The organism is Duffyella sp. Ts4 (assembly GCF_051851875.1).
GTDB lineage: Bacteria > Pseudomonadota > Gammaproteobacteria > Enterobacterales > Enterobacteriaceae > Duffyella > Duffyella gerundensis.
Genome location: NZ_JBLYPN010000005.1, coordinates 213063 through 238532, shown reverse-complemented (window position 1 = coordinate 238532; position 25470 = coordinate 213063). Strand labels below are relative to the sequence as shown.

General features: G+C 56.7%; 26 protein-coding genes and 3 tRNA genes. 18 read left to right on the top strand and 11 right to left on the bottom strand.

The window, feature by feature from the left end; genetic code table 11:
* Window positions 1-167: 167 nt before the first annotated feature.
* The 3 genes from ACJY2L_RS10920 to ACJY2L_RS10910 all read right to left on the bottom strand — a co-directional run bounded on the left by ACJY2L_RS10920 (window position 168) and on the right by ACJY2L_RS10910 (window position 2741).
* Window positions 168-626 (bottom strand): YbaK/EbsC family protein, encoded by a 459-nt coding sequence (locus tag ACJY2L_RS10920; RefSeq protein WP_067427777.1) that lies wholly within the window; start codon window positions 624-626, stop codon window positions 168-170.
* An 80-nt stretch (window positions 627-706) separates the two neighbouring features.
* Entirely contained in the window at window positions 707-1501 is a 795-nt protein-coding gene (gene fhuF, locus ACJY2L_RS10915) for a siderophore-iron reductase FhuF (protein ID WP_439213670.1), read from the bottom strand.
* A 142-nt stretch (window positions 1502-1643) separates the two neighbouring features.
* The gene (locus ACJY2L_RS10910; protein ID WP_439213668.1) at window positions 1644-2741 is read right to left on the bottom strand and encodes a GGDEF domain-containing protein; all 1098 of its coding nucleotides are present in this window, start codon (window positions 2739-2741) and stop codon (window positions 1644-1646) included.
* Window positions 2742-2970: 229 nt separating this feature from the next.
* On the opposite strand from ACJY2L_RS10910, the gene ACJY2L_RS10905 reads away from it, so the two are divergent.
* Entirely contained in the window at window positions 2971-3255 is a 285-nt protein-coding gene (locus ACJY2L_RS10905) for a DUF1435 domain-containing protein (RefSeq protein ID WP_439213667.1), read from the top strand.
* Between the two features lie 116 nt (window positions 3256-3371).
* On the opposite strand, the gene ACJY2L_RS10900 is transcribed toward ACJY2L_RS10905, so the two are convergent.
* The 4 genes from ACJY2L_RS10900 to rsmC all read right to left on the bottom strand — a co-directional run bounded on the left by ACJY2L_RS10900 (window position 3372) and on the right by rsmC (window position 4873).
* A tRNA-Leu gene (locus ACJY2L_RS10900) sits at window positions 3372-3458 on the bottom strand.
* A gap of 29 nt (window positions 3459-3487) precedes the next feature.
* Window positions 3488-3574 (bottom strand) — tRNA-Leu (locus tag ACJY2L_RS10895).
* Window positions 3575-3603: 29 nt separating this feature from the next.
* A tRNA-Leu gene (locus ACJY2L_RS10890) sits at window positions 3604-3690 on the bottom strand.
* 139 nt (window positions 3691-3829) lie between these two features.
* Window positions 3830-4873 carry a 16S rRNA (guanine(1207)-N(2))-methyltransferase RsmC gene (gene rsmC / locus ACJY2L_RS10885; protein WP_439213666.1) on the bottom strand — a complete coding sequence of 348 codons (1044 nt, stop codon included), beginning with the start codon at window positions 4871-4873 and terminating at the stop codon, window positions 3830-3832.
* Window positions 4874-4981: 108 nt separating this feature from the next.
* On the opposite strand from rsmC, the gene ACJY2L_RS10880 reads away from it, so the two are divergent.
* The 12 genes from ACJY2L_RS10880 (at window position 4982) to deoD (ending at window position 15018) form a co-directional block, all read left to right on the top strand.
* On the top strand, window positions 4982-5395 hold the full coding sequence (locus ACJY2L_RS10880) for a DNA polymerase III subunit psi (protein ID WP_439213665.1): 414 nt from the start codon (window positions 4982-4984) through the stop codon (window positions 5393-5395).
* On the top strand, window positions 5364-5804 hold the full coding sequence (gene rimI / locus ACJY2L_RS10875; protein ID WP_439213749.1) for a ribosomal protein S18-alanine N-acetyltransferase: 441 nt from the start codon (window positions 5364-5366) through the stop codon (window positions 5802-5804). Before ACJY2L_RS10880 ends, rimI begins: the two co-directional genes overlap by 32 nt.
* Window positions 5805-5829: 25 nt before the next feature.
* On the top strand, window positions 5830-6510 hold the full coding sequence (gene yjjG, locus ACJY2L_RS10870; protein WP_067427789.1) for a pyrimidine 5'-nucleotidase: 681 nt from the start codon (window positions 5830-5832) through the stop codon (window positions 6508-6510).
* A 160-nt stretch (window positions 6511-6670) separates the two neighbouring features.
* A complete protein-coding gene (prfC, locus tag ACJY2L_RS10865; protein WP_067427791.1) occupies window positions 6671-8260 on the top strand; it encodes a peptide chain release factor 3 in 1590 nt (529 codons plus the stop codon).
* Window positions 8261-8545: 285 nt separating this feature from the next.
* The gene (gene osmY / locus ACJY2L_RS10860; RefSeq protein WP_439213664.1) at window positions 8546-9160 is read left to right on the top strand and encodes a molecular chaperone OsmY; all 615 of its coding nucleotides are present in this window, start codon (window positions 8546-8548) and stop codon (window positions 9158-9160) included.
* Between the two features lie 116 nt (window positions 9161-9276).
* Window positions 9277-9438, top strand: a complete 162-nt coding sequence (locus ACJY2L_RS10855) for a DUF1328 domain-containing protein (RefSeq protein WP_004389381.1) — start codon at window positions 9277-9279, stop codon at window positions 9436-9438.
* Window positions 9439-9472: 34 nt separating this feature from the next.
* Window positions 9473-9661 carry a CsbD family protein gene (locus tag ACJY2L_RS10850; protein ID WP_067427795.1) on the top strand — a complete coding sequence of 63 codons (189 nt, stop codon included), beginning with the start codon at window positions 9473-9475 and terminating at the stop codon, window positions 9659-9661.
* Window positions 9662-9838: 177 nt separating this feature from the next.
* Window positions 9839-10615 carry a TatD family hydrolase gene (locus ACJY2L_RS10845; protein ID WP_439213663.1) on the top strand — a complete coding sequence of 259 codons (777 nt, stop codon included), beginning with the start codon at window positions 9839-9841 and terminating at the stop codon, window positions 10613-10615.
* 207 nt (window positions 10616-10822) lie between these two features.
* Window positions 10823-11602 (top strand): deoxyribose-phosphate aldolase, encoded by a 780-nt coding sequence (gene deoC, locus ACJY2L_RS10840; RefSeq protein WP_439213662.1) that lies wholly within the window; start codon window positions 10823-10825, stop codon window positions 11600-11602.
* Between the two features lie 30 nt (window positions 11603-11632).
* Window positions 11633-12955 (top strand): thymidine phosphorylase, encoded by a 1323-nt coding sequence (gene deoA, locus ACJY2L_RS10835; RefSeq protein WP_439213661.1) that lies wholly within the window; start codon window positions 11633-11635, stop codon window positions 12953-12955.
* Between the two features lie 58 nt (window positions 12956-13013).
* On the top strand, window positions 13014-14237 hold the full coding sequence (deoB, locus tag ACJY2L_RS10830; RefSeq protein ID WP_439213660.1) for a phosphopentomutase: 1224 nt from the start codon (window positions 13014-13016) through the stop codon (window positions 14235-14237).
* Between the two features lie 61 nt (window positions 14238-14298).
* On the top strand, window positions 14299-15018 hold the full coding sequence (gene deoD / locus ACJY2L_RS10825; protein ID WP_067427806.1) for a purine-nucleoside phosphorylase: 720 nt from the start codon (window positions 14299-14301) through the stop codon (window positions 15016-15018).
* Between the two features lie 55 nt (window positions 15019-15073).
* On the opposite strand, the gene ACJY2L_RS10820 is transcribed toward deoD, so the two are convergent.
* On the bottom strand, window positions 15074-15733 hold the full coding sequence (locus ACJY2L_RS10820) for a YtjB family periplasmic protein (RefSeq protein WP_067427808.1): 660 nt from the start codon (window positions 15731-15733) through the stop codon (window positions 15074-15076).
* Between the two features lie 120 nt (window positions 15734-15853).
* Here ACJY2L_RS10820 and serB point away from each other — a divergent pair, with 120 nt between their 5' ends.
* The 3 genes from serB to nadR all read left to right on the top strand — a co-directional run bounded on the left by serB (window position 15854) and on the right by nadR (window position 19520).
* Entirely contained in the window at window positions 15854-16831 is a 978-nt protein-coding gene (gene serB / locus ACJY2L_RS10815) for a phosphoserine phosphatase (protein ID WP_439213659.1), read from the top strand.
* 13 nt (window positions 16832-16844) lie between these two features.
* A complete protein-coding gene (gene radA / locus ACJY2L_RS10810; protein WP_067427812.1) occupies window positions 16845-18227 on the top strand; it encodes a DNA repair protein RadA in 1383 nt (460 codons plus the stop codon).
* A 66-nt stretch (window positions 18228-18293) separates the two neighbouring features.
* The gene (gene nadR, locus ACJY2L_RS10805; protein WP_439213658.1) at window positions 18294-19520 is read left to right on the top strand and encodes a multifunctional transcriptional regulator/nicotinamide-nucleotide adenylyltransferase/ribosylnicotinamide kinase NadR; all 1227 of its coding nucleotides are present in this window, start codon (window positions 18294-18296) and stop codon (window positions 19518-19520) included.
* A gap of 69 nt (window positions 19521-19589) precedes the next feature.
* Here the strand turns inward: nadR and ACJY2L_RS10800 are convergent, their stop codons facing one another.
* Window positions 19590-20591: a zinc-binding alcohol dehydrogenase family protein gene (locus tag ACJY2L_RS10800; RefSeq protein WP_067427814.1), complete on the bottom strand. Its 1002-nt coding sequence runs from the start codon at window positions 20589-20591 to the stop codon at window positions 19590-19592.
* A gap of 94 nt (window positions 20592-20685) precedes the next feature.
* Here ACJY2L_RS10800 and ACJY2L_RS10795 point away from each other — a divergent pair, with 94 nt between their 5' ends.
* Window positions 20686-21579, top strand: a complete 894-nt coding sequence (locus tag ACJY2L_RS10795) for a LysR family transcriptional regulator (RefSeq protein ID WP_067427816.1) — start codon at window positions 20686-20688, stop codon at window positions 21577-21579.
* Window positions 21580-21621: 42 nt separating this feature from the next.
* On the opposite strand, the gene ettA is transcribed toward ACJY2L_RS10795, so the two are convergent.
* Together ettA and deoR are read right to left on the bottom strand one after the other, a co-directional pair.
* Window positions 21622-23289 (bottom strand): energy-dependent translational throttle protein EttA, encoded by a 1668-nt coding sequence (gene ettA, locus ACJY2L_RS10790; RefSeq protein ID WP_439213656.1) that lies wholly within the window; start codon window positions 23287-23289, stop codon window positions 21622-21624.
* Between the two features lie 136 nt (window positions 23290-23425).
* On the bottom strand, window positions 23426-24196 hold the full coding sequence (deoR, locus tag ACJY2L_RS10785; RefSeq protein WP_439213654.1) for a DNA-binding transcriptional repressor DeoR: 771 nt from the start codon (window positions 24194-24196) through the stop codon (window positions 23426-23428).
* A gap of 354 nt (window positions 24197-24550) precedes the next feature.
* Between deoR and rbsK the strand changes: the two genes are divergently transcribed.
* On the top strand, window positions 24551-25468 hold the full coding sequence (gene rbsK, locus ACJY2L_RS10780; RefSeq protein WP_067427820.1) for a ribokinase: 918 nt from the start codon (window positions 24551-24553) through the stop codon (window positions 25466-25468).
* The last annotated feature ends 2 nt before the right edge of the window (window positions 25469-25470 follow it).

The following is a 25470-nucleotide window of genomic DNA, read 5'->3' as shown; positions in this document are numbered from 1 at the left end:
ATGAAAGAAGCGTATTAACCGAGCGGTTAATACGGATATTTCTTATTTCAGGAATAAGGTAGAGATGCACGGCGACCGATTCTATTGCTGGAATGATGAATTAATGAATTGCGCTGCCTTGTTCATAAAGCGCGATCGCTTCTGAAAAGGCAGCGGAAAGCCGCGTTTTACTGGCAGACATCTACCCAGCGTGCATCGGTCAGCTCGGCCATGCGCGCCGGCGAAATACGCACCGCGCTGTGGATTGAGCCGGCGGCGGGCAAGACTTCGCTGAACTGTTGCAGCGAAATATCACAGAGAACCTGCAACGGCTGTTCAAGGCCAAACGGGCACACGCCACCCACCGGATGACCGGTATAATTCACCACCTCATCCACGCTGAGCATGCGTGCTTTGGCACCCAGCGCCTGCTTCAGCTTGCGGTTATCGAGCCGCGCGTCGCCACAGGTCACCACCAGGATCACCTCATTCTTCACTTTCAATGACAGGGTTTTGGCGATCTGCGCCGGGGCGACATGGTGCGCGCGTGCGGCCATCTCCACCGTGGCGGTGCTTTCGGCCAGCTCAATAATGTCGATGTCAGGCGCATGTTCGGCGAAAAAGCGCCGTACCGACTCCAGGCTCATGCTGTTCTCCAGGCAAAAAGAAGGCAACAAAGCTGCCATAAGCAGCCTGAAGTGTAAATGTCGTCAGGATGAAATTTTGGTTAGCTGGCGGCGAGTGTACAACTGTTGCACTGCTGCACGTCGGGCAGGCGATAGCGCTGGCAGCAGCTGCGGCGTTCCATGGTGCCGTTGCGTGGAATCACCGTGCGATAAAGCGGGTTGTCGCTGCCGTCGATCAGCTGCTTATTGAAGAACAGTGCGTGTTCCAGCGCCAGACGGGTCAGTTCCGGAATGCTCTCTTTCAGTTCGCCTAAAAACCAGTGCATCAAAAAGCCGGTGTTGTTCCAGATCAGTCGCGCGTTGATGTCGCCGTGGCGGGTGATCGCGTCGACCATCGGGATTAAGGTGTGCTGTACCAGGCGATCGATACGCTGCACCGCATTAAGATAGCGCGCGTCTTCATCTTCCTGCACATCAATCCAGAACGCGGCCGGACGACCAATAGCGTGCGGTTGCAGGCGGATATGCTGTGGCGAGCAGTCAAGCGCGCGCGACTCGAGGATCAGCGCCAGCATCAGCGGCGGTACCAGCAGGCCAAAATACCATTGTGCCCACAGCGACTGCAGCGGCTTGGCTTCGCGGGGCTGGTCGGGATGTTGCTTGTAAACGTCATCGCTATAACGCTGCTGCAGATCCTGCCAGCAGCCGCTGGTGGACCATTCGCCCAGCGTCAGGCTGTCGGCGGGCGCATTGCCGTTGAGGTGCAGCGTATCGATGAAGTAGGCGCGGTGCTCATGCAGCAGCGCGTCGATGGATGTCGCCAGTGGCCGATCGCTTTGCAGAAAGATCAGCGGTGCGCTGCTGAACTGCTGTACCTGACGAGAGAGAGTGGCCATGCGACATCCTGTATAGGGAATCGGGATACGAAAACAAATGATAATCGTTCTTGATTCTATCCATAAAAAACCAGGCTCACAATAGCGGCAAAAAAGATTATGCATAAAAATTGCCCGGCCCGCGGTAGCGAGCCGGAAGGGATTAACGCGCGCTGGCCGTTTGCACAACGCGCGCCGATGAGAGGTTTTCCCACGCGAGAAGGGTGTTGCGACCCTGATGTTTGGCGACGTAAAGCGCCCGATCGGCGTTGGCGAGTGCCGCTTCAAAGCCCGCTTCATTCAGTGGGGCAATCCCGGCGCTGAGCGTGACATGAGTGGCGACCCGATCGTTGAACAGATGCGGTATCTCAAGGTTAAGCACGTACTGACGAATGCGCTCGGCCAGCTTCATGGCGATGGCGGCATTCACGTTGGTTAGCAGCACCAGAAACTCCTCGCCGCCGTAACGCACGACAATATCTCGCGAGCGCACCGCATCGCGAATGGCGACCGAGACGCGCGCCAGTGCCTGATCGCCCATCGCATGACCGTAATTGTCGTTGTATGCCTTGAAATGATCGATATCGAGCAGCAGCACGAAGTGATTGCTGGTGCCATCGCCCGGCAGGTTTGTCAGCCGGTTTTTCAGGCCGCGGCGATTATAAAGGCCGGTCAGCGGATCGAGCATGCTGAGATCGCTGTAGCTCTCTTTCTCCGCATAGAGTTGCTGCACCAGCTGCCGGGTAAAGCGATCGCTGCGGCGGCGCATCATATGCTGCAATGTGAAACCGATCAGCGGCAGGGCGAGGGTAAAGAGGATCAGCAACCGGTGTTCGCCCTGATCCAGCACCAGCACCGCAGACGAGGACGGGGCAATATGCAAACAGAAGGCGAGCAGATGATCGCTCAGCGCGATGGCACTGATAAAAAAAATGGTGATCAGGCTGAACAATAAAAAAACGCCATCAATATACAGGCCGCGTAAATATTTATCGGTGATATGCCATGCCCATAATGCGCCCATAAAAAAGGCGACCAACGTTAATAAGGCTAATTTGCGTTTAGAGAGGAAAAATAACGTGAATAACAGCGAGGCACTGCTGATGGCAATAACTATCGCCGGTATGGTCGGCGTGGTCGGGGTCAGGCTGGTGCCGGGAATACAACAAAACAGCGATGCGGCTAAATTAAGCGCCAAAAATAATAACAACGATAATCGGTATTTGCTGTGAAGTAATTCATCATAACTTTGTAATTTCATTTAAGTACTCGTCATGGCTTTTACATAGTAAAGCGCGATGCGAAAGCAACAACGCCTGCCAGAGGCCGGGTTGTTTTTTTATAAGGATAAGCTGAGTGTGAAGCGGAGCGAATTTAGCATTTTCGTCCCAGGCTGTCATCCGGCGGCGGGAAAGTTTCACCGGCCTGCTGCAAAGTGATAAAAATTATCATATGCTAGTGGTAATCATTATCATCTAAGGGCTAAAAGCATGATCATTGCCATGTTTACCGCATGTGGATTGTGGGGTGTGAGTTGGTTCATGGGCAAACGGCTGGATAGCGCGTGGGGCGTGCTGTTGCCCTGCACGGCGTTGCCGCTGTTGGCAATGATGCAGCTCTCTTACACCGAATGGCGGCTGGTGATGATTATCGCTTTGCTGCTGACCGCGACCATGCTGTTTCATAAAACGCTGCGTCACTATTTGCTGTTGCCCTCCTGTCTGGCTCTGGCGGGCGCACTGGCGGCCATTTCACTGAATTTTACCACGGGATAAACGCCCGCAGGGCGGCGTGAAATAATAGCGTCTGGATGATGAAACAGGATTGATCAGGAAAACGTGCAGAAAACAGCAGGGGAATAATGCAGTCAAGCAGAAGAGAAAAAGACAACTGGTGCGAAGAGAGGGACTTGAACCCTCACGTCCGTTAAGACACTAACACCTGAAGCTAGCGCGTCTACCAATTCCGCCACCTTCGCAATAAGTTGTCCTGAATTATATCACCGCATGGTGCGAAGAGAGGGACTTGAACCCTCACGTCCGTTAAGACACTAACACCTGAAGCTAGCGCGTCTACCAATTCCGCCACCTTCGCAATAAGTTGTCCTGAATTATATCACCGCATGGTGCGAAGAGAGGGACTTGAACCCTCACGTCCGTTAAGACACTAACACCTGAAGCTAGCGCGTCTACCAATTCCGCCACCTTCGCATACCCGCAACACGAAACCGTATTGCCACCACGGAGGCGCATTCTAGAGGTTTTACTCAGGACGTCAACAGATATTTCGCCGCCGTCGGATGATTGCCGCAAAAAGCGTCAGCCGCCGACGGCAACGGACATTTCTCGCTTATTTCGCGCTGCGTAACGCTTTGGCGGCACGACCATAAACCGCACGGTAAACCTTGAAGCGACCGGTCTGCGCCAGCACTTCATGACTGCCAAAGGTTTCGTCCAGCACCTGGGCATACGGCAAAAAGGCGTTAGCCACGATACGCAGCTCGCCGCCGGTGTTCAGATGCTTCGCCGCGCCGCGGATCAGCGTCTGAGCAGCATCAAGGCTGGTTTGCGTGCCTTCATGAAACGGCGGGTTGGAGATGATCATATCGAAACGGCCGGTCACGTCAGAGAAGACGTTGCTCGGGAACACGTCGCCTTCCAGCTGATTGGCCGCCAGCGTCGCTTTACTGGCCGCGACGGCTGCTGCGTTGACGTCGGTCAGGGTCAGACGCACCTTCGGCGAATGGCTGGCCAGTGTGGCAGAAAGTACGCCCGCGCCACAGCCGACATCCAGTACTTTGCCTTTGGTATGCGCGCTCAGCGTAGACAGCAGCAGGCGGCTGCCGGCATCAAGGCCATCACGGCTGAAGACGCCAGGCAAGGTTTTGATGGTCAGGCCATCCACTTCGTAGCTGTGCCAGAAGCTCTCTGCATCAAAGTCAGGACGGGTTTCCAGCTTGCCATGATAGAGGCCACAACGGCGGGCGCTGTCGATTTTATCCAGCTTTGCCCACGCCTCAACCATGCCTTCCGCGCTGCGCACGCCGCTACGGTTTTCACCGATCACAAACAGATCGCAGCCTTCAGGCAGCAGGGAGAGCAGGTTTTGCAGCTGGTACTGCGCTTCTGGCTTGCTCTTTGGCCAGTAGTAAACCAGCGTATCGCAGTCGCTGACGTCATCGGCGGTTGCCACCAGGCTAAAACGCGCGTTCTCTTCCAGGCGCGGGCTAAGCAACTGCCAGTGATGGTATTGCTGAGTAAAGACTTTGCTGAGCTGCGTCTCAAGCTGGGCGGGCAGGTCATCCTGCAGATCGCCGGCAAACAGCACGCGGCGTTCGGTAAATTCATCACTGTGGCGCAGGATTACTTCGCTGGCCGGGGAAAAAGCGGGCATGGTTGGCTCCTTAAAAAACTGAGGGCAGAGTATAGTGGTTTGTTGGCGCATGTTCGATGGGTTTGCTAGCATAGCGCCGCATTCTTGTGGCTAAAACGGGTTAATATTATGGCTTCCAGGCGTGACTGGCTGTTACAGCAGATGGGCATTACGCAGTATCAGCTGCGGCGTCCGCGCGCATTGAAAGGTGAAATAGCCCTGACGGTGGCGCCCGATACGCGGCTGTTAATTGTGGCAATGGTACCGCCGGCGCTCGATGATGCGCTGGTGGCTGATGTGCTGCGCGCGCTGGCGCTCGAGCCGCATCAGGTGATGCCGCTGACGCCCGATCAGGTAGCAATGCTGCCGGAAGAGGGCGAGTACGCCAGCTGGTGCCTTGGCCTGAGCGATCCGCTGACGCGCGCAGGCATTCAACTCGATTCTCCGGCTTTAGATGAGCTTTATTACAACGGCGCGGCGAAACGCGCACTCTGGCGACAAATTTGTGAACATGACGGCCATCTCCTTTCTCACCCCGAATGATTTACCGCAGGCGTTTGCCATTGAGCAGCGCAGCCACGCTTTTCCGTGGACGGAAAAAACCTTTGCCAGCAATCAGGGCGAGCGCTACCTGAATTATCGGCTGACGGTCGATGACACGCTGGCCGCTTTTGCCATCACGCAGGTGGTGCTGGATGAAGCAACGCTGTTTAACATTGCGGTCGATCCGGCATTCCAGCGGCGGGGTTTTGGCCGTCAGCTGCTGCTGCATCTGATTGATGCACTGCTGCAGCGCGATGTGCTGACCCTGTGGCTGGAGGTGCGTGCGTCTAATCAGGCCGCGATTCAACTCTATGAATCCCTGGAATTTAATCAGGTATCGCTGCGCCGCAACTATTATCCCACGGCCACCGGCCGTGAAGATGCGATCATTATGGCGCTGACGCTGTAATCGTCGCCCGACTTGTGAGGAAACGATGTTAGCTAACTGGGACTGGATTCTTTTCGACGCCGACGACACCCTGTTTCACTTTGACGCTTTTGCCGGACTGCAACAGCTGTTCCGTCAGTATGACGTGGCGTTTTCCGCAGGTGATTACGCCGATTATCAGGCGATCAACAAGCCGCTGTGGGTGGAATATCAGAATGGCGCGATTAGCGCGCTGCAACTGCAGCATCAGCGCTTTACGCCGTGGGCGGAGCGGCTGAACGTCACGCCGGATACGCTTAACAGCGGCTTTTTAAACGCCATGGCGGAGATTTGCGTGCCGCTGAAAGGCGCCGTTAATTTGATCGAACGCCTGAAGGGCGAAGTGAAGATGGGCATCATTACCAACGGTTTTACCGCGCTGCAACAGGCGCGGCTACAGCGCACCGGCTTTCTGGGCTTCTTCGATCTGCTGGTGATCTCGGAGCAGGTAGGCGTGGCTAAACCGCATCCCGATATCTTCAATCACGCGCTGGAAAAAATGGGCCATCCGCCGCGCGATCGCGTGCTGATGGTCGGCGATAATCCCGACTCCGACATTTTAGGCGGCATCAACGCCGGGCTGAAAACCTGCTGGCTGAACGCCGACGGGCGCAGCAAGCCAGAGCAGATTACGCCAGACTGGGAAGTGGCCTCGCTGCATGAGCTCGAAACCCTGCTGTTTGCCTGAGGGGTTTCCTCGTCGCCGGCGTGACGCCTCAGCCGCTTTTCTGCATGATTACGCGGCATTGCATTGTTTAACCCTCACAGATCGGCGAAAATGCCGGCCATCGTGAATTCCCGGCCCGGTAGCCAGCGGGCTGCCGGGCGCTGAAACAGAAGACCTATCCATGTCAAATGCACCCTTTATGCAAGAGGTGGCGCGTCGCCGCACTTTTGCCATTATTTCGCACCCCGATGCCGGTAAGACCACCATCACTGAAAAAGTGTTGCTGTTCGGACAGGCGATCCAGACCGCCGGTACGGTAAAAGGCCGCGGCTCCAACCAGCACGCCAAATCGGACTGGATGGAGATGGAAAAGCAGCGTGGTATTTCGATCACGACCTCGGTGATGCAGTTTCCTTACCGTGAAAGCCTGGTCAACCTGCTGGACACGCCGGGACACGAAGACTTCTCGGAAGATACCTACCGTACGCTGACGGCGGTGGACTGCTGCCTGATGGTCATTGACGCGGCAAAAGGCGTTGAGGATCGTACCCGCAAGCTGATGGAAGTGACGCGACTGCGCGATACGCCAATCATCACCTTTATGAACAAGCTGGACCGCGATATTCGCGATCCCATGGAGCTGCTGGATGAGGTGGAGAGCGAACTGAAAATCGCCTGTGCGCCCATCACCTGGCCCATTGGCTGCGGCAAACTGTTTAAAGGCGTGTATCACCTTTATAAAGATGAAACCTACCTTTATCAGTCAGGTAAAGGCAGCACCATTCAGGAAGTGCGCATCGTCAAAGGCTTACACAACCCGGATCTCGATCAGGCGGTAGGTGAAGAGCTGGCCGCGCAGCTGCGTGAGGAGCTGGAGCTGGTGCAGGGCGCGTCGCATGAGTTTGAGCAGGACGCCTTTTTACAGGGCTCGCTGACGCCGGTGTTTTTCGGCACCGCATTAGGCAACTTTGGCGTTGATCACATGCTGGATGGCCTGGTGTCGTGGGCACCGCCACCGATGCCGCGTAAAACCGATGCGCGTGTGGTTGAAGCCCATGAAGACAAGTTCACCGGCTTTGTGTTTAAGATTCAGGCCAACATGGACCCGAAACACCGCGACCGCGTCGCCTTTATGCGCGTGGTGTCCGGTAAGTATGAAAAAGGCATGAAGCTGCGCCAGGTGCGCACCGGCAAAGACGTGGTAATTTCCGATGCGCTGACCTTTATGGCGGGCGATCGTACCCACGTGGAAGAAGCCTGGCCGGGCGATATCATCGGCCTGCATAACCACGGCACCATTCAGATTGGCGATACCTTTACTCAGGGCGAAAACCTGAAGTTCACCGGCATCCCTAACTTTGCGCCAGAGCTGTTCCGTCGTATTCGTCTGCGCGATCCGCTGAAGCAGAAGCAACTGTTGAAAGGGCTGGTTCAGCTGTCGGAAGAGGGCGCAGTGCAGGTCTTCCGTCCGGTGCACAACAACGATTTGATCGTCGGCGCGGTGGGTGTACTGCAGTTTGATGTGGTCGTGGCGCGTCTGAAAAGCGAATACAATGTTGAGGCGATCTACGAAGCGATTAACGTTTCTACCGCCCGCTGGGTGGATTGCCCGGACGTGAAGAAATTCGACGAATTTCAGCGCAAAAACGAAGTCAACCTGGCACTGGATGGCGGTGACAATCTCACCTACATTGCGCCAACCATGGTGAACCTGAATATCACTCAGGAACGCTATCCGGAAGTGGTGTTCCGCAAAACCCGCGAACACTAAGAGCGGAATTGACGTCGGGGCGCATTATAATGTGCGCCCCGGCCCATAAAAATCGCTCACCTCTGCTGTTTTCTCAGCATGCATCGCTACAGACTCCTCTTAAAAAATTCCTTTCCCCTGTTTTCTAACCAAAAAATCAAGCAGAACGGAAATTGCCGTCTATGATTACTTCATCGGGTGCGGTGTTATACGGGTTAATTCCGTACCACCCGTTTCAACAGCAAGCGTAAATTTTGCTGTAAGCCTGCAGATGCAGGTGAATCAACTGATAGAAGGAAGAAATCGATGAACAAGACTAAGATTGCTAAAACTCTGATGGCTGTACTGGTTGGTTCTGCGCTGATGAGTGGTTCTGCTCTGGCAGAAGAAACCATGACCCATAAAGCACAGAACACCGCCGACAGCGCAGGTTCTAAAATCGATAGTTCTATGAAAAAAGTCGATGGTTTTATGGATGACAGCGGTGTTACTGCCAAAGCAAAAGCTGCACTGGTAGATGACGACGCAATTAAAAGCACAGACATTTCCGTTAAAACGCACAACGGCGTGGTCACGCTGAGCGGTTTCGTTACCTCTCAGGATCAGGCAGAAAAAGCCGTCGCGTTGGTTAAAAAAGTTGAAGGCGTGAAATCCGTTAGCGATAAACTACACGTTAAAGACAGCAAAAGTCAGTCAGTTAAAAGTTATGCAGGCGATGCTGCAACAACCAGCGAAATTAAGGCTAAACTGTTAGCAGATGACATCATCCCTTCACGTAAAGTGAAAGTGGAAACCAATGATGGCGTTGTTCTGTTATCAGGAACCGTCGATAACAAAGCGCAGTCAGACCGCGCAGAAGGTATCGCAAAAGCCATTGAAGGCGTGAAAAGCGTTAAAAACGACCTGACCGTTAAATCGTAATGATTTATGCAGCCTGTTCGCAGGCTGCAGTCGGTATATAAAAAGACGATTCGCGGGATACTCCCCTGGATTGGATGCACAAGCAGTTCGATTTCACTATGGTTAAGGAGAGGCTTATGTTTCGTTGGGGTATTATTTTTCTGGTCATTGCACTGATTGCAGCCGCGTTAGGTTTTGGTGGCTTGGCGGGTACCGCAGCATGGGCCGCTAAAGTTGTCTTCGTGGTAGGTATCATCCTGTTCCTGATCAGCCTGTTCACCGGCCGTAAACGCCTCTAGAACAGTTGATCGCCTGTAAGATCGGAGTTCAGTCATGAATGGCGACATCGTCGTTGGCAAATGGAAACAATGGAAAGGCCAGATGTGGCTGGTTTGGGCAGAGTGGTTTGATAATGATGCTGTCTGGACCGCAGGGAATAATGACTGGTTTTCCGGTATCGTACAGGAAGATTACGGCAGAGAACGTCTGAACAACGCCTGCACAGAAAAACGCCCTCGCTGAGGGCGTTTTTTTATGGTGCGGCGGTGGCGCCTTCTGTAAAAAGGCGCCGCCACCGCACAACAGTGACCACTCGCTTTATCCGCGTTTCGACGCCCTCTGTTTTCTTCCTCGTACATCGCTGTTTTTCGTCGCGCCTGCCAAAGGTAAACTGCTTAATCCTGTTCTGAGGTTTATCGGATGAAAGAGATGTTTATCGACACCCACTGCCATTTTGATTTTCCCCCTTTTATCGATCGCGCTGAGGATAGCCTGCGTCTGGCTGCCGCGGCAGGCGTGGAAAACATCATTGTGCCCGCGGTGGACGCCAGCCGGTTTGCCGGCGTGCTGAAGTTGGCCAGCGATCACCCACCGCTGTGGGCCGCGCTGGGTTTGCATCCTGTTGTGATTAATCAGCATCAGGATGCCCATCTGGCACAGCTGGACACGCTGCTCGCCAGCAAGCCGCCTAAGCTGGTGGCAATCGGTGAAATCGGTCTCGATCTCTACATGGAGCAGCCGGACTTTAGCCGACAGCAATGGCTGCTCGATGCGCAGCTTCGGCTGGCGCGCGACCACGATTTGCCGGTGATTCTGCATTCCCGGCGCACGCACGACAAGCTGGCGCTGCACCTGCGCCGCATCGATCTGCCCCGGCGCGGTGTGGTACACGGCTTTGCCGGTAGCCTGCAGCAGGCAGAGGCGTTTATTAAGCTGGGCTATGCGATCGGCGTCGGCGGCACCATTACCTATCCACGCGCCAGCAAGACGCGCAACACCATCGCGCAGCTGCCGCTCTCATCGCTGCTGCTGGAAACCGATGCGCCCGACATGCCGCTGAATGGCTTTCAGGGCGAACCGAATCGGCCAGAGCAGGTGCGGCGTGTCTGGCAGGCGCTGTGCGAACTGCGCAGTGAACCGGCTGAGCAGATCGCCAGCACGATTTACGCTACCACCCGACGCCTGTTCGCATTCTGAGCCCATTGGCGATTTCCAACCCCGGCCGGTTTCATGTTAAAATTATCACATTGAAAGGCCACGGCGAGGCGCGTTATTGCCCATCTGCCCGCTGCTTCACCGTGGTGATGTGATTGTCCGCACGTTTCCGTCGGGTTCAGTCTGTTATTATTTTAACATTGCGCGCTGCACGGCGCGTTTACCTTGTCTGCAAGTTGGAGAATAAACATGAGTGATGTAACCGCCTCTGCGCTGCGCGCGCTGAAATTGATGGATCTGACCACCCTGAACGACGATGACACCGATGCCAAAGTGATCGCGCTATGCCGTCAGGCCAATTCGCCTGCGGGCACTACAGCCGCTATCTGCATCTATCCGCGCTTTATCCCGGTTGCCCGCAAGGCGCTGCGCGAGCAGGGCACGCCAGAGGTGCGCATCGCGACGGTCACCAACTTCCCGCACGGCAATGATGATATCGATATCGCGCTGGCCGAAACCCGCGCGGCAATTGCCTACGGTGCCGATGAAGTTGACGTGGTGTTTCCGTATCGCGCGCTGATGGCAGGCAACCAGGAAGTGGGTTTTGCGCTGGTGAAAGCCTGTAAAGAAGTCTGCGCCGCCGCTAACGTGCTGCTGAAAGTGATCATTGAAACCGGTGAGCTGAAATCAGAAGCGCTGATCCGTCAGGCCTCTGAAATCGCTATCGATGCCGGTGCCGACTTCATCAAAACCTCTACCGGTAAAGTGCCGGTGAACGCCACGCCGGAAGTGGCGCAAATCATGCTCAGCGTCATCCGTGACAAAGGCGTGCAGCAGCAGGTTGGCTTTAAGCCTGCCGGTGGCGTGCGTACCGCTGACGATGCGGCGATCTACCTGAAGCTGGCCGATGACATTCTGGGCAGCGACTGGGCCGATGCGCGTCATTTCCGCTTTGGCGCCTCGAGCTTGTTAACCAGCCTGCTGCAGGCCACGGGCCATCAGGTTGCCGCCAGCACCTCCAGCTACTAACTCTTTACGCTAAAAGATCGGGAGATCGACATGTTTTTGCCACAGGAAATTATTCGCAAAAAGCGTGACGGCAAGGTGCTGAGCGAAGAAGAGATCCGTTTTTTCATTCAGGGCGTCAGTGATAACAGCGTGACGGAAGGGCAGATTGCCGCGCTGGCCATGACCATCTGGTTTAACGATATGGTGCTCTCTGAGCGCGTGGCGCTGACCATGGCGATGCGCGATTCCGGCAGCGTGCTCAACTGGCAGGCGCTGGATCTTGGCGGCCCGGTGGTGGATAAACACTCCACCGGCGGTGTGGGTGACGTGACGTCGCTGATGCTTGGCCCGATGGTGGCGGCCTGTGGCGGCTTCGTGCCGATGATCTCCGGGCGTGGGCTGGGTCACACCGGCGGCACGCTCGATAAGCTTGAGGCGATCCCCGGCTTCGATATCTTCCCAAACGACGAACGCTTTCGGCAGATGATCAAGCAGGTCGGCGTGGCGATTATCGGCCAGACCAACTCGCTGGCACCGGCGGACAAACGCTTCTATGCCACCCGCGATATTACCGCCACCGTGGATTCTATTCCGCTGATCACCGCCTCGATTCTGGCGAAGAAGCTGGCGGAAGGGCTGGATGCGCTGGTCATGGATGTCAAAGTGGGATCCGGCGCCTTTATGCCGACCTTTGAAGCCTCAGAGCAGCTGGCGCAGGCGATCGTCGGCGTGGCGAACGGCGCCGGTTGCAAAACCAGTGCGCTGCTGACTGACATGAATCAGGTGCTCGCCTCCAGCGCCGGTAACGCGCTGGAAGTGCGTGAGGCGGTGGATTTCCTCACCGGCGCCTACCGTAATCCGCGTCTGCTGGAAGTGACGCTGGCGCTGTGCAGCGAAATGCTGCTGTCGGGCGGTCTGGCCAGCGACGACGCCGATGCGCGTCGTCAACTGCAGGCGGTGCTGGACAACGGCGCGGCGGCGGAATGCTTTGGCCGCATGGTGGCGGCACAGGGCGGCCCGGCTGATTTCATCAGTAACATGGATCGCTATCTGCCTGCGGCAACCTTAAGCAAGGCGGTCTACGCCGAACGCCCTGGCGTAATCACGGCGATGGATACGCGTGCCATCGGCATGGCCATCGTCACCATGGGGGGCGGCCGTCGTCGCGTCAGCGATACCATCGATTACAGCGTCGGCCTTAGCGAGATGGCCGCGCTGGGTCAGCGGGTGGATCAGCAGACGCCGCTGGCCGTTGTGCATGCCGCTGACGAGTCGAGCTGGCAGCTGGCCGCGCAGGAGATCCGCGCCGCGGTACAAACTTCGGAGCAGGCGGCAGCAACCACACCGATGGTCTATCGCAGAATCACCCAATAGCCGTATACTACTCTGATCGATTTTTTAAATTTGACGCGCTCACGCGCAGGAGTCGTACATGAAACGTGCGTTTATCATGGTGCTGGATTCTTTTGGAATCGGCTCCAGTAAAGATGCCGACAAGTTCGGCGACCATGGGTCAGATACCCTTGGCCACATTGCCGAGGCGTGCTTTAACGGTGAAGCAGACAAAGGCCGTAAAGGCCCGTTGCATCTGCCGAACCTGAGCGCCCTGGGTTTGGGTAAAGCCGCAGAAGCCTCAACCGGCCGCTTCCCGCCAGGACTGGATGCCAACGCTGAAATCATCGGTGCCTACGCCTACGCCAGCGAGCTCTCCTCCGGTAAAGATACGCCGTCGGGCCACTGGGAAATTGCTGGCGTGCCGGTGCTGTTTGACTGGGGCTACTTCAGCGACAAAGAGAACAGCTTCCCACAGGAACTGCTCGATTTGCTGGTGGAAAAAGCGGACCTGCCGGGCTATCTCGGCAACTGCCATTCATCCGGCACCGTAATTCTGGATCAGCTGGGCGAAGAGCACATGAAAACCGGCAAGCCGATTTTCTACACCTCTGCCGACTCGGTATTCCAGATCGCCTGCCATGAAGAGACCTTTGGTCTGCAACGGCTGTACGACCTGTGCGAAATCGCCCGTGAAGCGCTGACCGAAGGCGGCTATAACATCGGCCGCGTTATCGCTCGTCCTTTTGTTGGCGATAAAGCCGGGCACTTTGAGCGTACCGGCAATCGTCACGATCTGGCCGTTGAGCCGCCGTCGCCTACCATCCTGAAAAAGCTGGTGGATGAGAAGCAGGGCGAAGTGATTTCGGTGGGCAAAATCGCTGACATCTATGCCCACGTCGGCATCACTAAAAAGATCAAAGCCACCGGCCTGGACGCGCTGTTTGACGCCACGGTAGAAGAGATGAAAACCGCGCCGGACAACGCCATCGTGTTCACCAACTTCGTTGATTTTGACTCCACCTGGGGACATCGTCGTGACGTGGCGGGCTACGCTGGCGGACTGGAGCTGTTTGACCGCCGCCTGCCTGAGCTAATGGCGCAGGTGAAAGAGGGCGATATTCTGATCCTTACCGCTGACCACGGCTGCGATCCCACCTGGGAAGGCACCGAACATACGCGCGAGCACATTCCAGTCCTGATTTACGGCCCGGACGTGAAGCCTGGCTTCCTCGGCTATCGCGACACCTTTGCCGACATCGGTCAGACGGTGGCAAAATATTTCGGTCTTTCCGATATGGAATATGGCAAAAGCCTGCTCTAATCGCGGCGAATCATTACAGGCCATCGCTGGTGGCCTGACGTAACACTGAAAAGGAAAAATTATGGCAACGCCTCATATTAATGCAGAAATGGGTGACTTCGCGGACGTGGTATTGATGCCCGGTGACCCGCTGCGTGCGAAACATATCGCCGAGACGTTCCTTGAGGACGCGGTAGAGGTCAACAACGTGCGTGGCATGCTTGGCTATACCGGCACCTATAAAGGCCGTCGTATTTCAGTCATGGGCCACGGCATGGGCATTCCTTCCTGCTCAATCTATGCGAAAGAGCTGATCACCGAGTTTGGCGTGAAGAAAATCATTCGCGTCGGTTCCTGCGGCGCGGTGCGTGCCGATGTGAAACTGCGTGATGTGGTCATCGGCATGGGTGCCAGCACCGATTCCAAAGTTAACCGTATGCGTTTTAAAGATCATGACTTCGCGGCGATTGCTGACTTTGACATGGTGCGTAACGCGGTTGATGCGGCGAAAACGTTGGGCGTTGATGCTCGCGTAGGCAACATCTTCTCCGCCGATCTGTTCTATACGCCAGATCCGCAGATGTTCGACGTGATGGAAAAATATGGCATCCTCGGCGTGGAGATGGAAGCCGCGGGTATCTATGGCGTGGCCGCTGAGTTCGGTGCGAAAGCACTGGCGATCTGTACCGTGTCGGATCATATCCGTTCCGGCGAGCAGACCACCGCCGAAGAGCGTCAGACCACCTTCAGCGACATGATCAAAATCGCGCTGGAATCTGTGCTGTTAGGCGATAAAGCCTGATTGCCTGCCGGGCGAGCTCTCGCCCGGCTTTACTCTGTACTGCTCTGCACTCGCCTTACGACTTCTGCTCCGGCTCTGTCTGCTCGTCGTCACTGTCCTCTTTTACCGGCGTATTGGCGGTTAACAGGAACGGCGACTGCTGCCAGCGTGTGCGCCGATCGCGCAGCAGAGTGCGGGTTAAAATAATGCCAATCGCCAGCGCCAGCAGCATCATCAGCCGTAAGATGTTGGTGGTGTTATCAACCTGTTTGGCTTCGGTCACCAGCACGTGCGTATCCAGCGTAACGCGCAGAAAACCCTGCGGGCCATCGCTGTTTTCCAGCGGTTGCACCAGCTGATGATTGAAATAGCTGCCCGCACGCTGACCGTCGAGCGCCAGGCGATCGCGCACGCGAATGGTTTCACCACTGTGCGCCACCAGTGAGCCGTCATCGGCGTAAACCGAGGCGTCAAGAATGCGGCTCTGATCGGTGAGCTGGTTGAGGATCGCTTCAATTTGCGCCCGGTTGTTGTCGCTGTTGTCCATCAGCGGGTTCAGGCTGAAGGCGACCTGGCGAGTCAGCGCGCGCGCCAGCTCTTCTACCTGCTCAGAACGTGCCATTTGATGGCCGAGACTAAACCAGGACGCACCCTGCATCAGCACCACTAACAGCGTCAGGCAGATCAGCACAATCACCGTGCGATGCAGACGGAATTTCAACTTGGTTTTTGCCATCTCGAACCTTATCTCACTCTGGACAGAAGCCGGGTCGTTTTCGACACTTTATGTTGCCAGAAGCGTCGCTGACAGGGTAGCCTCTTGCGTGGTTTTGTTGTCCCGCCTGGAGAAGCTGTAATGCCAAATCGTTTGACCTGGAGCGACCTGCCCGCCGATCTTTCACTCTGGCCAGGTTTACCCCTTTCTCTCAGCGGTGACGAAGTCATGCCGCTGGATTATCGTGCCGGACGTACCGGCTGGCTGCTGTATGGACGCGGGCTGGATAAAGCACGTCTGACGGCGTTTCAGCATCAGCTTGGTGCCGCCATGGTTATCGTCAGCGCCTGGTGCGTTGATGAATATCAGGTGGTGCGTCTGGCGGGATCGCTCACGCCGCGAGCCACTAAGCTGGCTCATGACGCGGGCTTCGACGTCGCGCCGCTGGGGAAAATTCCCTACCTGAAAGCGCCGGGCCTGCTGGTGATGGACATGGATTCTACCGCCATTGAAATTGAGTGCATCGATGAAATTGCCAAACTGGCTGGCAGCGGCGAGCTGGTGGCGGAAGTCACCGAACGCGCCATGCGCGGAGAACTCGATTTCACCGCCAGCCTGCGCCAGCGCGTGGGCACCCTGAAAGATGCCGACGCCAATATCCTGCTGCAGGTGCGCGATCGGCTACCGCTGATGCCGGGCCTGATTACGCTGGTGCAAAAGCTGCAGGCGCTGGGCTGGCAGGTGGCGATCGCCTCCGGCGGCTTCACCTTCTTCGCCGACTATCTGCGCGACAAGCTGCATCTGGCGGCGGTAGTGGCCAATGAGCTGGAGATCCGCGACGGCAAACTCACCGGTGAGGTGATTGGGCCGATTGTCGATGCGCAATATAAAGCCGACACGCTGCACAAGCTGGCGCAGCGGTTTGGCATCGAAGCGGAACAGACCGTGGCGATTGGCGATGGCGCTAACGACCTGCTGATGATCAAGGCTTCGGCGCTGGGCATCGCCTATCACGCCAAGCCAAAAGTAAATGAACAAACCAACGTGACCATTCGGCATGCCGATCTGATGGGCGTCTTTTGCATCCTCAGCGGCAGCCTGATTCACGAAGAGCGTTAACTGAGGAGTTACTTTGGCCAAAGCGGCAAAACGTGCCTTTGTTTGTAATGAATGCGGCGCAGATTACCCTCGCTGGCAGGGGCAGTGCAGCGCCTGCCAGGCGTGGAATACGATTACCGAAGTGCGGCTTGCCGCCTCGCCGACGGTGGCGCGCAATGAGCGTCTGTCGGGCTACGCGGGCAGCAGCGGCGTCAGCCGCGTGCAAAAGCTTTCGGACATTAGCCTGGAAGAGCTGCCGCGCTTCTCCACCGGCTTTAAAGAGTTTGACCGCGTACTTGGCGGCGGCGTGGTGCCTGGCAGCGCCATTCTGATCGGCGGCAGTCCCGGCGCCGGTAAAAGTACGCTGCTGCTGCAAACGCTGTGCAAGCTGGCAGAGGGCATGAAAACCCTGTACGTCACCGGCGAAGAGTCGCTGCAGCAGGTCGCCATGCGCGCGCACCGTCTGGGTCTGCCGACTCAGGATCTGAACATGCTGTCGGAAACCAGCATCGAACAGATCTGCCTGATCGCCGAGCAGGAGCAGCCGAAGCTGATGGTGATCGACTCAATCCAGGTGATGCACATGGCGGACATTCAGTCGTCGCCAGGCAGCGTGGCGCAGGTGCGTGAAACCGCTGCCTATCTGACGCGCTTCGCCAAAACTCGCGGCGTGGCGATTGTGATGGTCGGCCACGTCACCAAAGATGGATCGCTGGCCGGGCCGAAAGTGCTTGAGCACTGCATTGACTGTTCGGTGATGCTCGACGGCGATGCCGATTCGCGTTTCCGCACGCTGCGCAGCCATAAAAACCGCTTTGGCGCGGTCAACGAGCTGGGCGTGTTTGCCATGACCGAGCAGGGCATGCGCGAAGTCAGCAACCCGTCGGCGATTTTTCTCTCGCGTGGCGATGAGGTGACGCCGGGCAGTTCGGTGATGGTGGTCTGGGAAGGCACGCGCCCGCTGCTGGTGGAGATTCAGGCGCTGGTCGATCAGTCGATGATGGGCAACCCGCGCCGCGTGGCGGTGGGGCTGGAACAGAACCGCCTCGCCATTCTGCTGGCGGTGCTGCACCGTCATGGCGGCCTGCAAATGGCCGATCAGGATGTGTTCGTCAACGTGGTTGGCGGGGTGAAAGTCACCGAAACCAGCGCCGACCTGGCGCTGCTGCTGGCGATGGTCTCCAGTCTGCGCGACCGTCCGCTGCCGCCTGACCTGGTGATTTTTGGCGAAGTCGGCCTGGCTGGCGAAATTCGTCCGGTGCCCAGCGGCCAGGAGCGCATCTCCGAAGCGGCCAAGCACGGCTTTAAGCGCGCCATCGTTCCGGCGGCCAACGTACCGAAACGAATGCCGGAAAACATGCAGGTGTTTGGCGTTAAAAAGCTGGCCGATGCGCTGGCGATTCTGGACGAACTCTGATGCACAGCGGCCCTGCGGGGCCGCTTTTCGCTCAGCCCGGCATACCCTTTACGCAGGAGGCAGATCATGTCGTCATTTGAGTATCTTAAAACGGCTATCCGCCAGCAGGGACATACGCTGCAACAGGTTGCAGACGCCAGCGGCATGACCAAAGGCTATCTCAGCCAGCTGTTAAACGCCAAAATCAAAAGCCCCAGCGCCCAGAAGCTGGAGGCGCTGCACCGTTTTTTAGGGCTGGAGTTTCCGCGTCGTGAGAAAACCATTGGCGTGGTATTCGGCAAGTTTTATCCGCTGCACACCGGGCACATTTATCTGATCCAGCGCGCCTGTAGCCAGGTCGATGAGCTGCATATCGTGATGGGCTATGACGACTCGCGCGATCGCCAGCTGTTTGAAAACAGCGCCATGTCGCAACAGCCGACGGTCAGCGATCGCCTGCGCTGGCTGCTGCAAACCTTCAAATATCAGAAAAATATTCATATTCACGCCTTTAACGAAGAGGGCATGGAGCCTTATCCGCACGGCTGGGATGTCTGGAGCGCCGGTATTCAGGCCTATATGTCCAACGAGGGTATTTTGCCGGACTGCGTCTATACCAGCGAAGAGCAGGATGGCGCGCAGTATCAGGCGCATCTGGGGATCGAGGCGCGGGTAATCGATCCAAAACGATCCTTTATGAACATCAGCGGCGCGCAGATCCGCCAGAATCCTTTTCACTACTGGGAATACATTCCTACCGAAGTGAAGCCGTTCTTTGTACGTACGGTGGCGATTTTAGGCGGCGAATCGAGCGGCAAATCGACGCTGGTTAACAAGCTGGCCAACATCTTCAACACCACCAGCGCCTGGGAATATGGTCGCGATTACGTTTTCTCGCACCTTGGCGGTGACGAAATGGCGCTGCAATATTCCGACTACGACAAGATCGCCCTGGGCCAGGCGCAATATATCGATTTTGCGGTGAAGTACGCTAACAAGGTGGCGTTTATCGACACCGATTTTGTTACTACGCAGGCGTTTTGCAAAAAGTATGAAGGGCGCGAACATCCGTTTGTGCAGGCGCTGATCGATGAATATCGTTTTGATCTGGTGATCCTGCTGGAGAATAATGTGCCCTGGGTGGCCGATGGGCTGCGCAGTCTTGGCAGCTCGGTAGATCGTCGTGAGTTTCAGACGCTGCTGGTATCGATGCTCGATGCGAACCAGGTCGATTATGTGCACGTGGAAGAAGATGATTATGACAGCCGGTTTTTACGCTGCGTCGAATTGGTGCGCGCGCTGGTAAAAGCCTGATCGAAAACGGGCCAGCGAGCATCACGCCCGCTGGCCCGTCACCTGCGCTGGCCGGTCGGCCAGAGGCTATCAGTAAGCGATAACCACTTTGCCACGCATGTGGCCTTCCAGCACTTTGCCGTGTGCCTGCGTCAGCGTATCAACGCTCAGGCCGTGCAGCGTCTCGCTCAGCGTGCCCTGCAGTTTACCTTCATCCAGCAGTGTCGCCACCGCATCCAGAATCTCACCCTGCTGCGCCATATCTGGCGTCTTGAACATGCTGCGCGTATACATCAGTTCAAAGTGCAGCGCGGCGCTTTTTAGCTTCAGCTGATCCATCGACAGCGGATGCTCATTTTCCACGATGGTGCAGATATGGCCTTGCGGCGCAATCAGCTGTGCCATGGTGTTCCAGTGGCCATCGGTATCATTCAGGCAGAAAATATAATCGACCTGCTTCAGGCCATGCTTCTCCAGCTCGCCCGGCATATCTTTGTAGTCAATCACCAGATCGGCGCCGCGTTCCTGACACCATTTCACCGAATCCGGGCGCGATGCGGTGGCAATCACTTTGACCTTGCTACGCAGCTTAGCCAGCGGAATCGCCAGTGAACCCACGCCGCCCGCACCGCCAACGATCAGCAGCGTTTTGTCGGCGCCCGCCTGATCGAGATGGAGACGCTCAAACAGGCCTTCCCACGCGGTCAGTGCGGTTAGCGGAATCGCCGCCGCCGCTGCCCACTCAAGCGAGGTCGGCTTGTGGCCGGTAATACGCGCATCCACCAGCTGATGCGTGCTGTTGCTGCCTGGACGGGTCAGATCGCCAGCGTAATAGACCTCGTCGCCCGCTTTGAAATTCGTAACGCTGCTGCCCACTTCCCGCACCACGCCGCTGGCATCCCAGCCGAGGATGCGCGGCTGCTGCAGGCCATTTTTTTGCGCGCCTTTGTGCACTTTGGTATCGACCGGATTGACCGATACCGCCTTCACTTCCACCAGCAGATCGTATTCGCCCGGCGTCGGCTTCTCTGGCTGAATCTCAATAAACTGCGCGGGGTTCTCAGGGTTGATAGCAATGGCTCGAATATTCACGATGTTCTCCTTGGTTGATGCCTTAAGTGTAGTGGCATCCGACGGCGATGATAATATGGACAATAACTCACACAGCGTTCGTCTCAGGTGAACAATCATGTTTAAGCAACTGCAGGATATGGCGCTGTTTGCGCTGGTGGCGGGCTGCGGCAGTTTCACCGCAGCGGCCCAGCGCGCCGGGCTGCCAAAATCAAGCGTCAGTCAGCGCATCAGCCAGCTGGAACAGCAGCTGGGTCTGCGATTGCTCAATCGCACCACGCGCAAGCTGAGCCTGACCTTTGCCGGTGAACGTTACCTGATCCATTGTCAGGAACTATTGCAGGCCAGTGAACGTGCTGAACAGGCGATCGCACGGCTGCGGGAGAACCCCAGCGGGCGGCTGCGCATTACCAGCCCGGCGGGCATTGGCGCTACGCTGTTGGCGAAATGCAATATTGAGTTTCAGCGGCGCTATCCCGAGGTGACGCTGGAGGTGCTGATCTCCGATGAGCGGCGCGATCTGGTGGAGGAGGGGGTAGATATCGCGCTGCGCACTGGAAAGCCGGAAGATTCGACGCTGATTGGCCGACGCATCGGCTACTGTCAGCGCGATCTGGTGGCGTCGCCCGCCTATCTGGCGCGCTTCCCGGCGATTCATCATCCGCATCAGCTGCCGGAGCACCAGTCGATTGCCCATCGTGCCTGGGCTGAATGGCTGCTGAGCAAGGGTGAAGAGAGCTATCGCTGGCTGCTGCCGCCAACGCACCTGACCGACAATCTGATTTATGCTCGCCAGTGTGCCATTGAAGGCGGCGGCATTACGCTGCTGCCGCGTTTCCTCAGCGATGAGATATCGCAGGCGCAGCTGGTGAAAGTGCTGCCGGAATGGGAAGTCACGGGCAATGAGCTTTGGCTGGTCTATCCGGACAGAAAACTGAATTCGCCGGCGGTGGCGCGCTACATCGATTTTGTCTTGCAGAGTGAGGTGTTGCGGGCGTTTTATCGTTGATCGGCAATAAAAAAGGGAGCCGCTGTGGCTCCCTTAAGATGATTACTTGGTCATCTTCTTGTACTTCATGCGCTTTGGCTCCAGTGCGGCAGCGCCCAGCGTACGTTTTTTGTAATCTTCGTATTCGGTAAAGTTACCTTCGAAGAATTCGATCTTGCCTTCATCCTGGTAGTCGAGGATGTGCGTGGCGATGCGGTCGAGGAACCAACGGTCATGCGAGATCACCATGGCACAGCCAGGGAATTCCAGCAGGGCATTTTCCAGCGCGCGCAGGGTTTCAATGTCGAGGTCGTTGGTTGGCTCATCGAGCAGCAGCATGTTGCCGCCAACCTGCAGCAGCTTCGCCAGATGCAGACGACCGCGCTCACCACCAGACAGCTCACCGACAAACTTGCCCTGATCGGTGCCTTTGAAGTTGAAGCGGCCAACATAGGCGCGGCTTGGCATTTCGGTGCTGCCAATGCGCATAATGTCCTGACCCCCTGAGACTTCTTCCCAAACGGTTTTGCTGCCATCCATCGAGTCACGGAACTGATCCACAGAGGCCAGCTTCACCGTTTCGCCGAGTTCGATGCTGCCCTGATCCGCCTGTTCCTGACCGGAAAGCATGCGGAACAGCGTCGATTTACCGGCGCCGTTCGGTCCGATAATGCCGACAATCGCGCCTTTCGGTACGGAGAAGGTCAGATCGTCGATCAGCACGCGATCGCCATAAGATTTACGCAGGTTGTTCACTTCCACCACTTTGTCGCCCAGACGCGGGCCCGGTGGAATAAACAGTTCGCTGGTTTCATTACGCTTCTGGTATTCCGCGTTGTTCAGCTCTTCAAAGCGTGCCAGACGGGCTTTGCCCTTGGACTGACGGCCTTTCGCGCCCTGACGAACCCACTCCAGCTCTTTCTCAATCGACTTACGACGCGCCGCTTCAGATGAAGCTTCCTGCGCCAGACGCTGATCTTTCTGCTCCAGCCAGGAAGAGTAGTTACCTTCCCACGGAATACCTTCGCCGCGGTCAAGCTCCAGAATCCAGCCTGCTACGTTATCAAGGAAGTAACGGTCGTGGGTAATCGCCACCACGGTGCCTTCGAAGTCGTGCAGGAAGCGCTCCAGCCAGGCAACGGATTCGGCATCAAGGTGGTTGGTTGGTTCGTCGAGCAGCAGCATGTCTGGCTTTTCCAGCAACAGACGGCAGATAGCCACACGACGACGCTCACCACCCGACAGGTTGGCGATTTTCGCATCCCAGTCCGGCAGGCGCAGCGCATCGGCAGCGCGTTCCAGCTGGCTGTTGATGTTATGACCATCGTGCGCCTGGATAATCTCTTCCAGACGGCCCTGTTCAGCGGCCAGCTTGTCGAAGTCAGCGTCCGGCTCAGCGTAGAGCGTATACACCTCGTCGAGGCGCTTCAGCGCGCCAACCACTTCGGATACCGCTTCTTCAATGGACTCACGCACGGTGTGTTCAAGGTTTAGCTGCGGCTCCTGCGGCAGATAGCCAATTTTGATGCCGGGCTGCGGACGCGCTTCACCTTCGATATCTTTATCGATACCGGCCATGATGCGTAACAGCGTTGATTTACCTGCGCCGTTCAGACCCAGTACGCCGATTTTGGCGCCAGGGAAGAAGCTGAGCGAGATGTTCTTCAGGATATGTCGCTTCGGCGGAACCACTTTGCCGACGCGATGCATGCTATAGACGAATTGAGCCACGTTGTATTGAGCCTCTTGGGATCGGTTTTCGGTAACGTTCGATCCCGAAGTTTAGCCTTTTTTAACCGCTATTCACAGCCGATGCGCGCGGATTCTTCCGCAACCGCAGAGGGCAGCGCGAAAACGCCGACGCTGCTCACGCTCCGGGCAGATGCAGTGCCAGCAGCTGCTGCGCCATGCTGGCGGCCAGCGCCTCATCCGGCGCGCTGTCGCTGACCAGCATATCAAAGCGGCGCAGCTCGCCGATGCGTGCCGGCAGCACCTTGCCATATTTACTGCTGTCGGCAATCAGGATCCGCTGACGGGCGCGGCGCATGGCGTGATGTTTCATTGCCAGCTCATTAATGTTGTAGCAGGTAGCGCCCTGATCTTTATCAATGCCCGCAGCCGAGATAAAAGCCAGCGTCGGACAGAGATCGTCAAGAATCGAGTGCGCGCCGATGGGTGTAAACAGCGCATTATCGGCGTGAAATTCACCGCCGCTGAGGATCACGTTACAGGCCGGTTTCTCCTTCAGCGCCAGAAAGGTATTCATCGCGCAGCAGACCGCGGTAAAGCTCAGCGAGTCGGGCAGGGCGTCAATGATGTAAGGCACGGTGGTGCCGCAATCAAAAAACACCGTATCGTTTTCCGCGATCAGTCCGGCGGCGACCTGCGCCAGCCGCTGCTTGCGCGCGGCATTCTGTCCGTGCTGATCGGAGATGAAATAGTGGCCGACGTGATGTTTGGGATCGCTAACGATATAGCCACCCAGCAACACCACCGTGGAGGCGCATTCGCTGAGGTCCCGGCGGATGGTCATTTCAGAGACGCCCAGCAACTGCGCCGCATCTTTCAGATGCAGTTTATCGGTGTGCTTAAGCGCCTGAGTAAGCTTATGAATACGTTCGTCGCGCCGGGTTTCCATAGTGTTTCTCTGAGTGATGACATCGCGGTGGCCGTAGCCGGTAATCAGCACAAATGTGCTTAATTTTAAGGGCTTGTGCGCCTTCAGGCAGCCGGGCTTTTAATCTTACCCGCAAAGCGATCGCCCGGCAAACCACACGCAATCGCTTACGTTGCGCTGACGGAATGAGCCGCCAGATTTTTCCGCCTGCAACAGATTTGTGAAAATAGTAACACGCTGCGTTGCGCTTTATCGCCGGTAATTTGATTTATGCCGCGTTTCAGGGATGTGGTTATTGTCACAAAATTAACGTTAATGAATTGTTATTGTGATTTTAATAACAATTAATGCGTTAATTTTAACCGGGAGAACAACATGGATATTGCGGTCATTGGTTCCAATATGGTGGACCTGATTACCTATACCAACCGCCTGCCAGAGGCGGGGGAAACGCTGGAAGCGCCTGATTTCGCCCTTGGCTGCGGCGGGAAAGGGGCTAATCAGGCGGTGGCGGCGGCAAAGCTCGGCGCCAGCGTGATGATGGTGGGCAAAGTCGGGGACGACCTGTTTGCCCCTGGCACCCTCGCCAATTTACAGCAGCAGGGCGTCGATACGCGCTATGTGACCTCCGCGCCCGGCACCTCCAGCGGCGTGGCGCCCATCTTTGTGGACGATCAGTCGCAAAACCGCATCCTGATTATCAAAGGTGCCAATCAACGGCTGAAGCCGGCTGATATCGACGCCGCGGCTGACGCGTTGCGGGCCTGTCAGTTGATCATCCTGCAGCTGGAAGTGCCGCTGGAAACCGTCTATTACGCCATCGATTTTGCACGCGAGGCGGGCATAAAAGTGATCCTTAATCCCGCGCCCGCCGTGAACGATCTGGATATGGCCTACGCCTGTAAATGCGACTTCTTTATGCCCAATGAAACCGAGCTGGCGATCCTCACCGGCATGCCGGTAGCCAGTGATGAGCAGGTGCGGCTGGCGGGACAATCGCTGCTGCAACAGGGGCTGAAAAACCTGGTGATCACCCTCGGCCAGCGCGGCGCACTGTGGTTACAAGGTGACGAGAGCCATCACGTCCCCTCGCTGACGGTCAACGCCGTTGATACCAGCGGCGCAGGTGACGCCTTTATCGGCTGTTTTGCCCAACGGCTGGTGGCAACCGGCGACGTAGCTGCCGCCATGCAGAGCGCCGTAGCCTATGCCGCCTGTAGCGTCACCGGCCGCGGTACCCAGTCGTCCTATCCCGATGCCGACACCTTCCAGCGTTTTCTCAACGTTCATTGAGG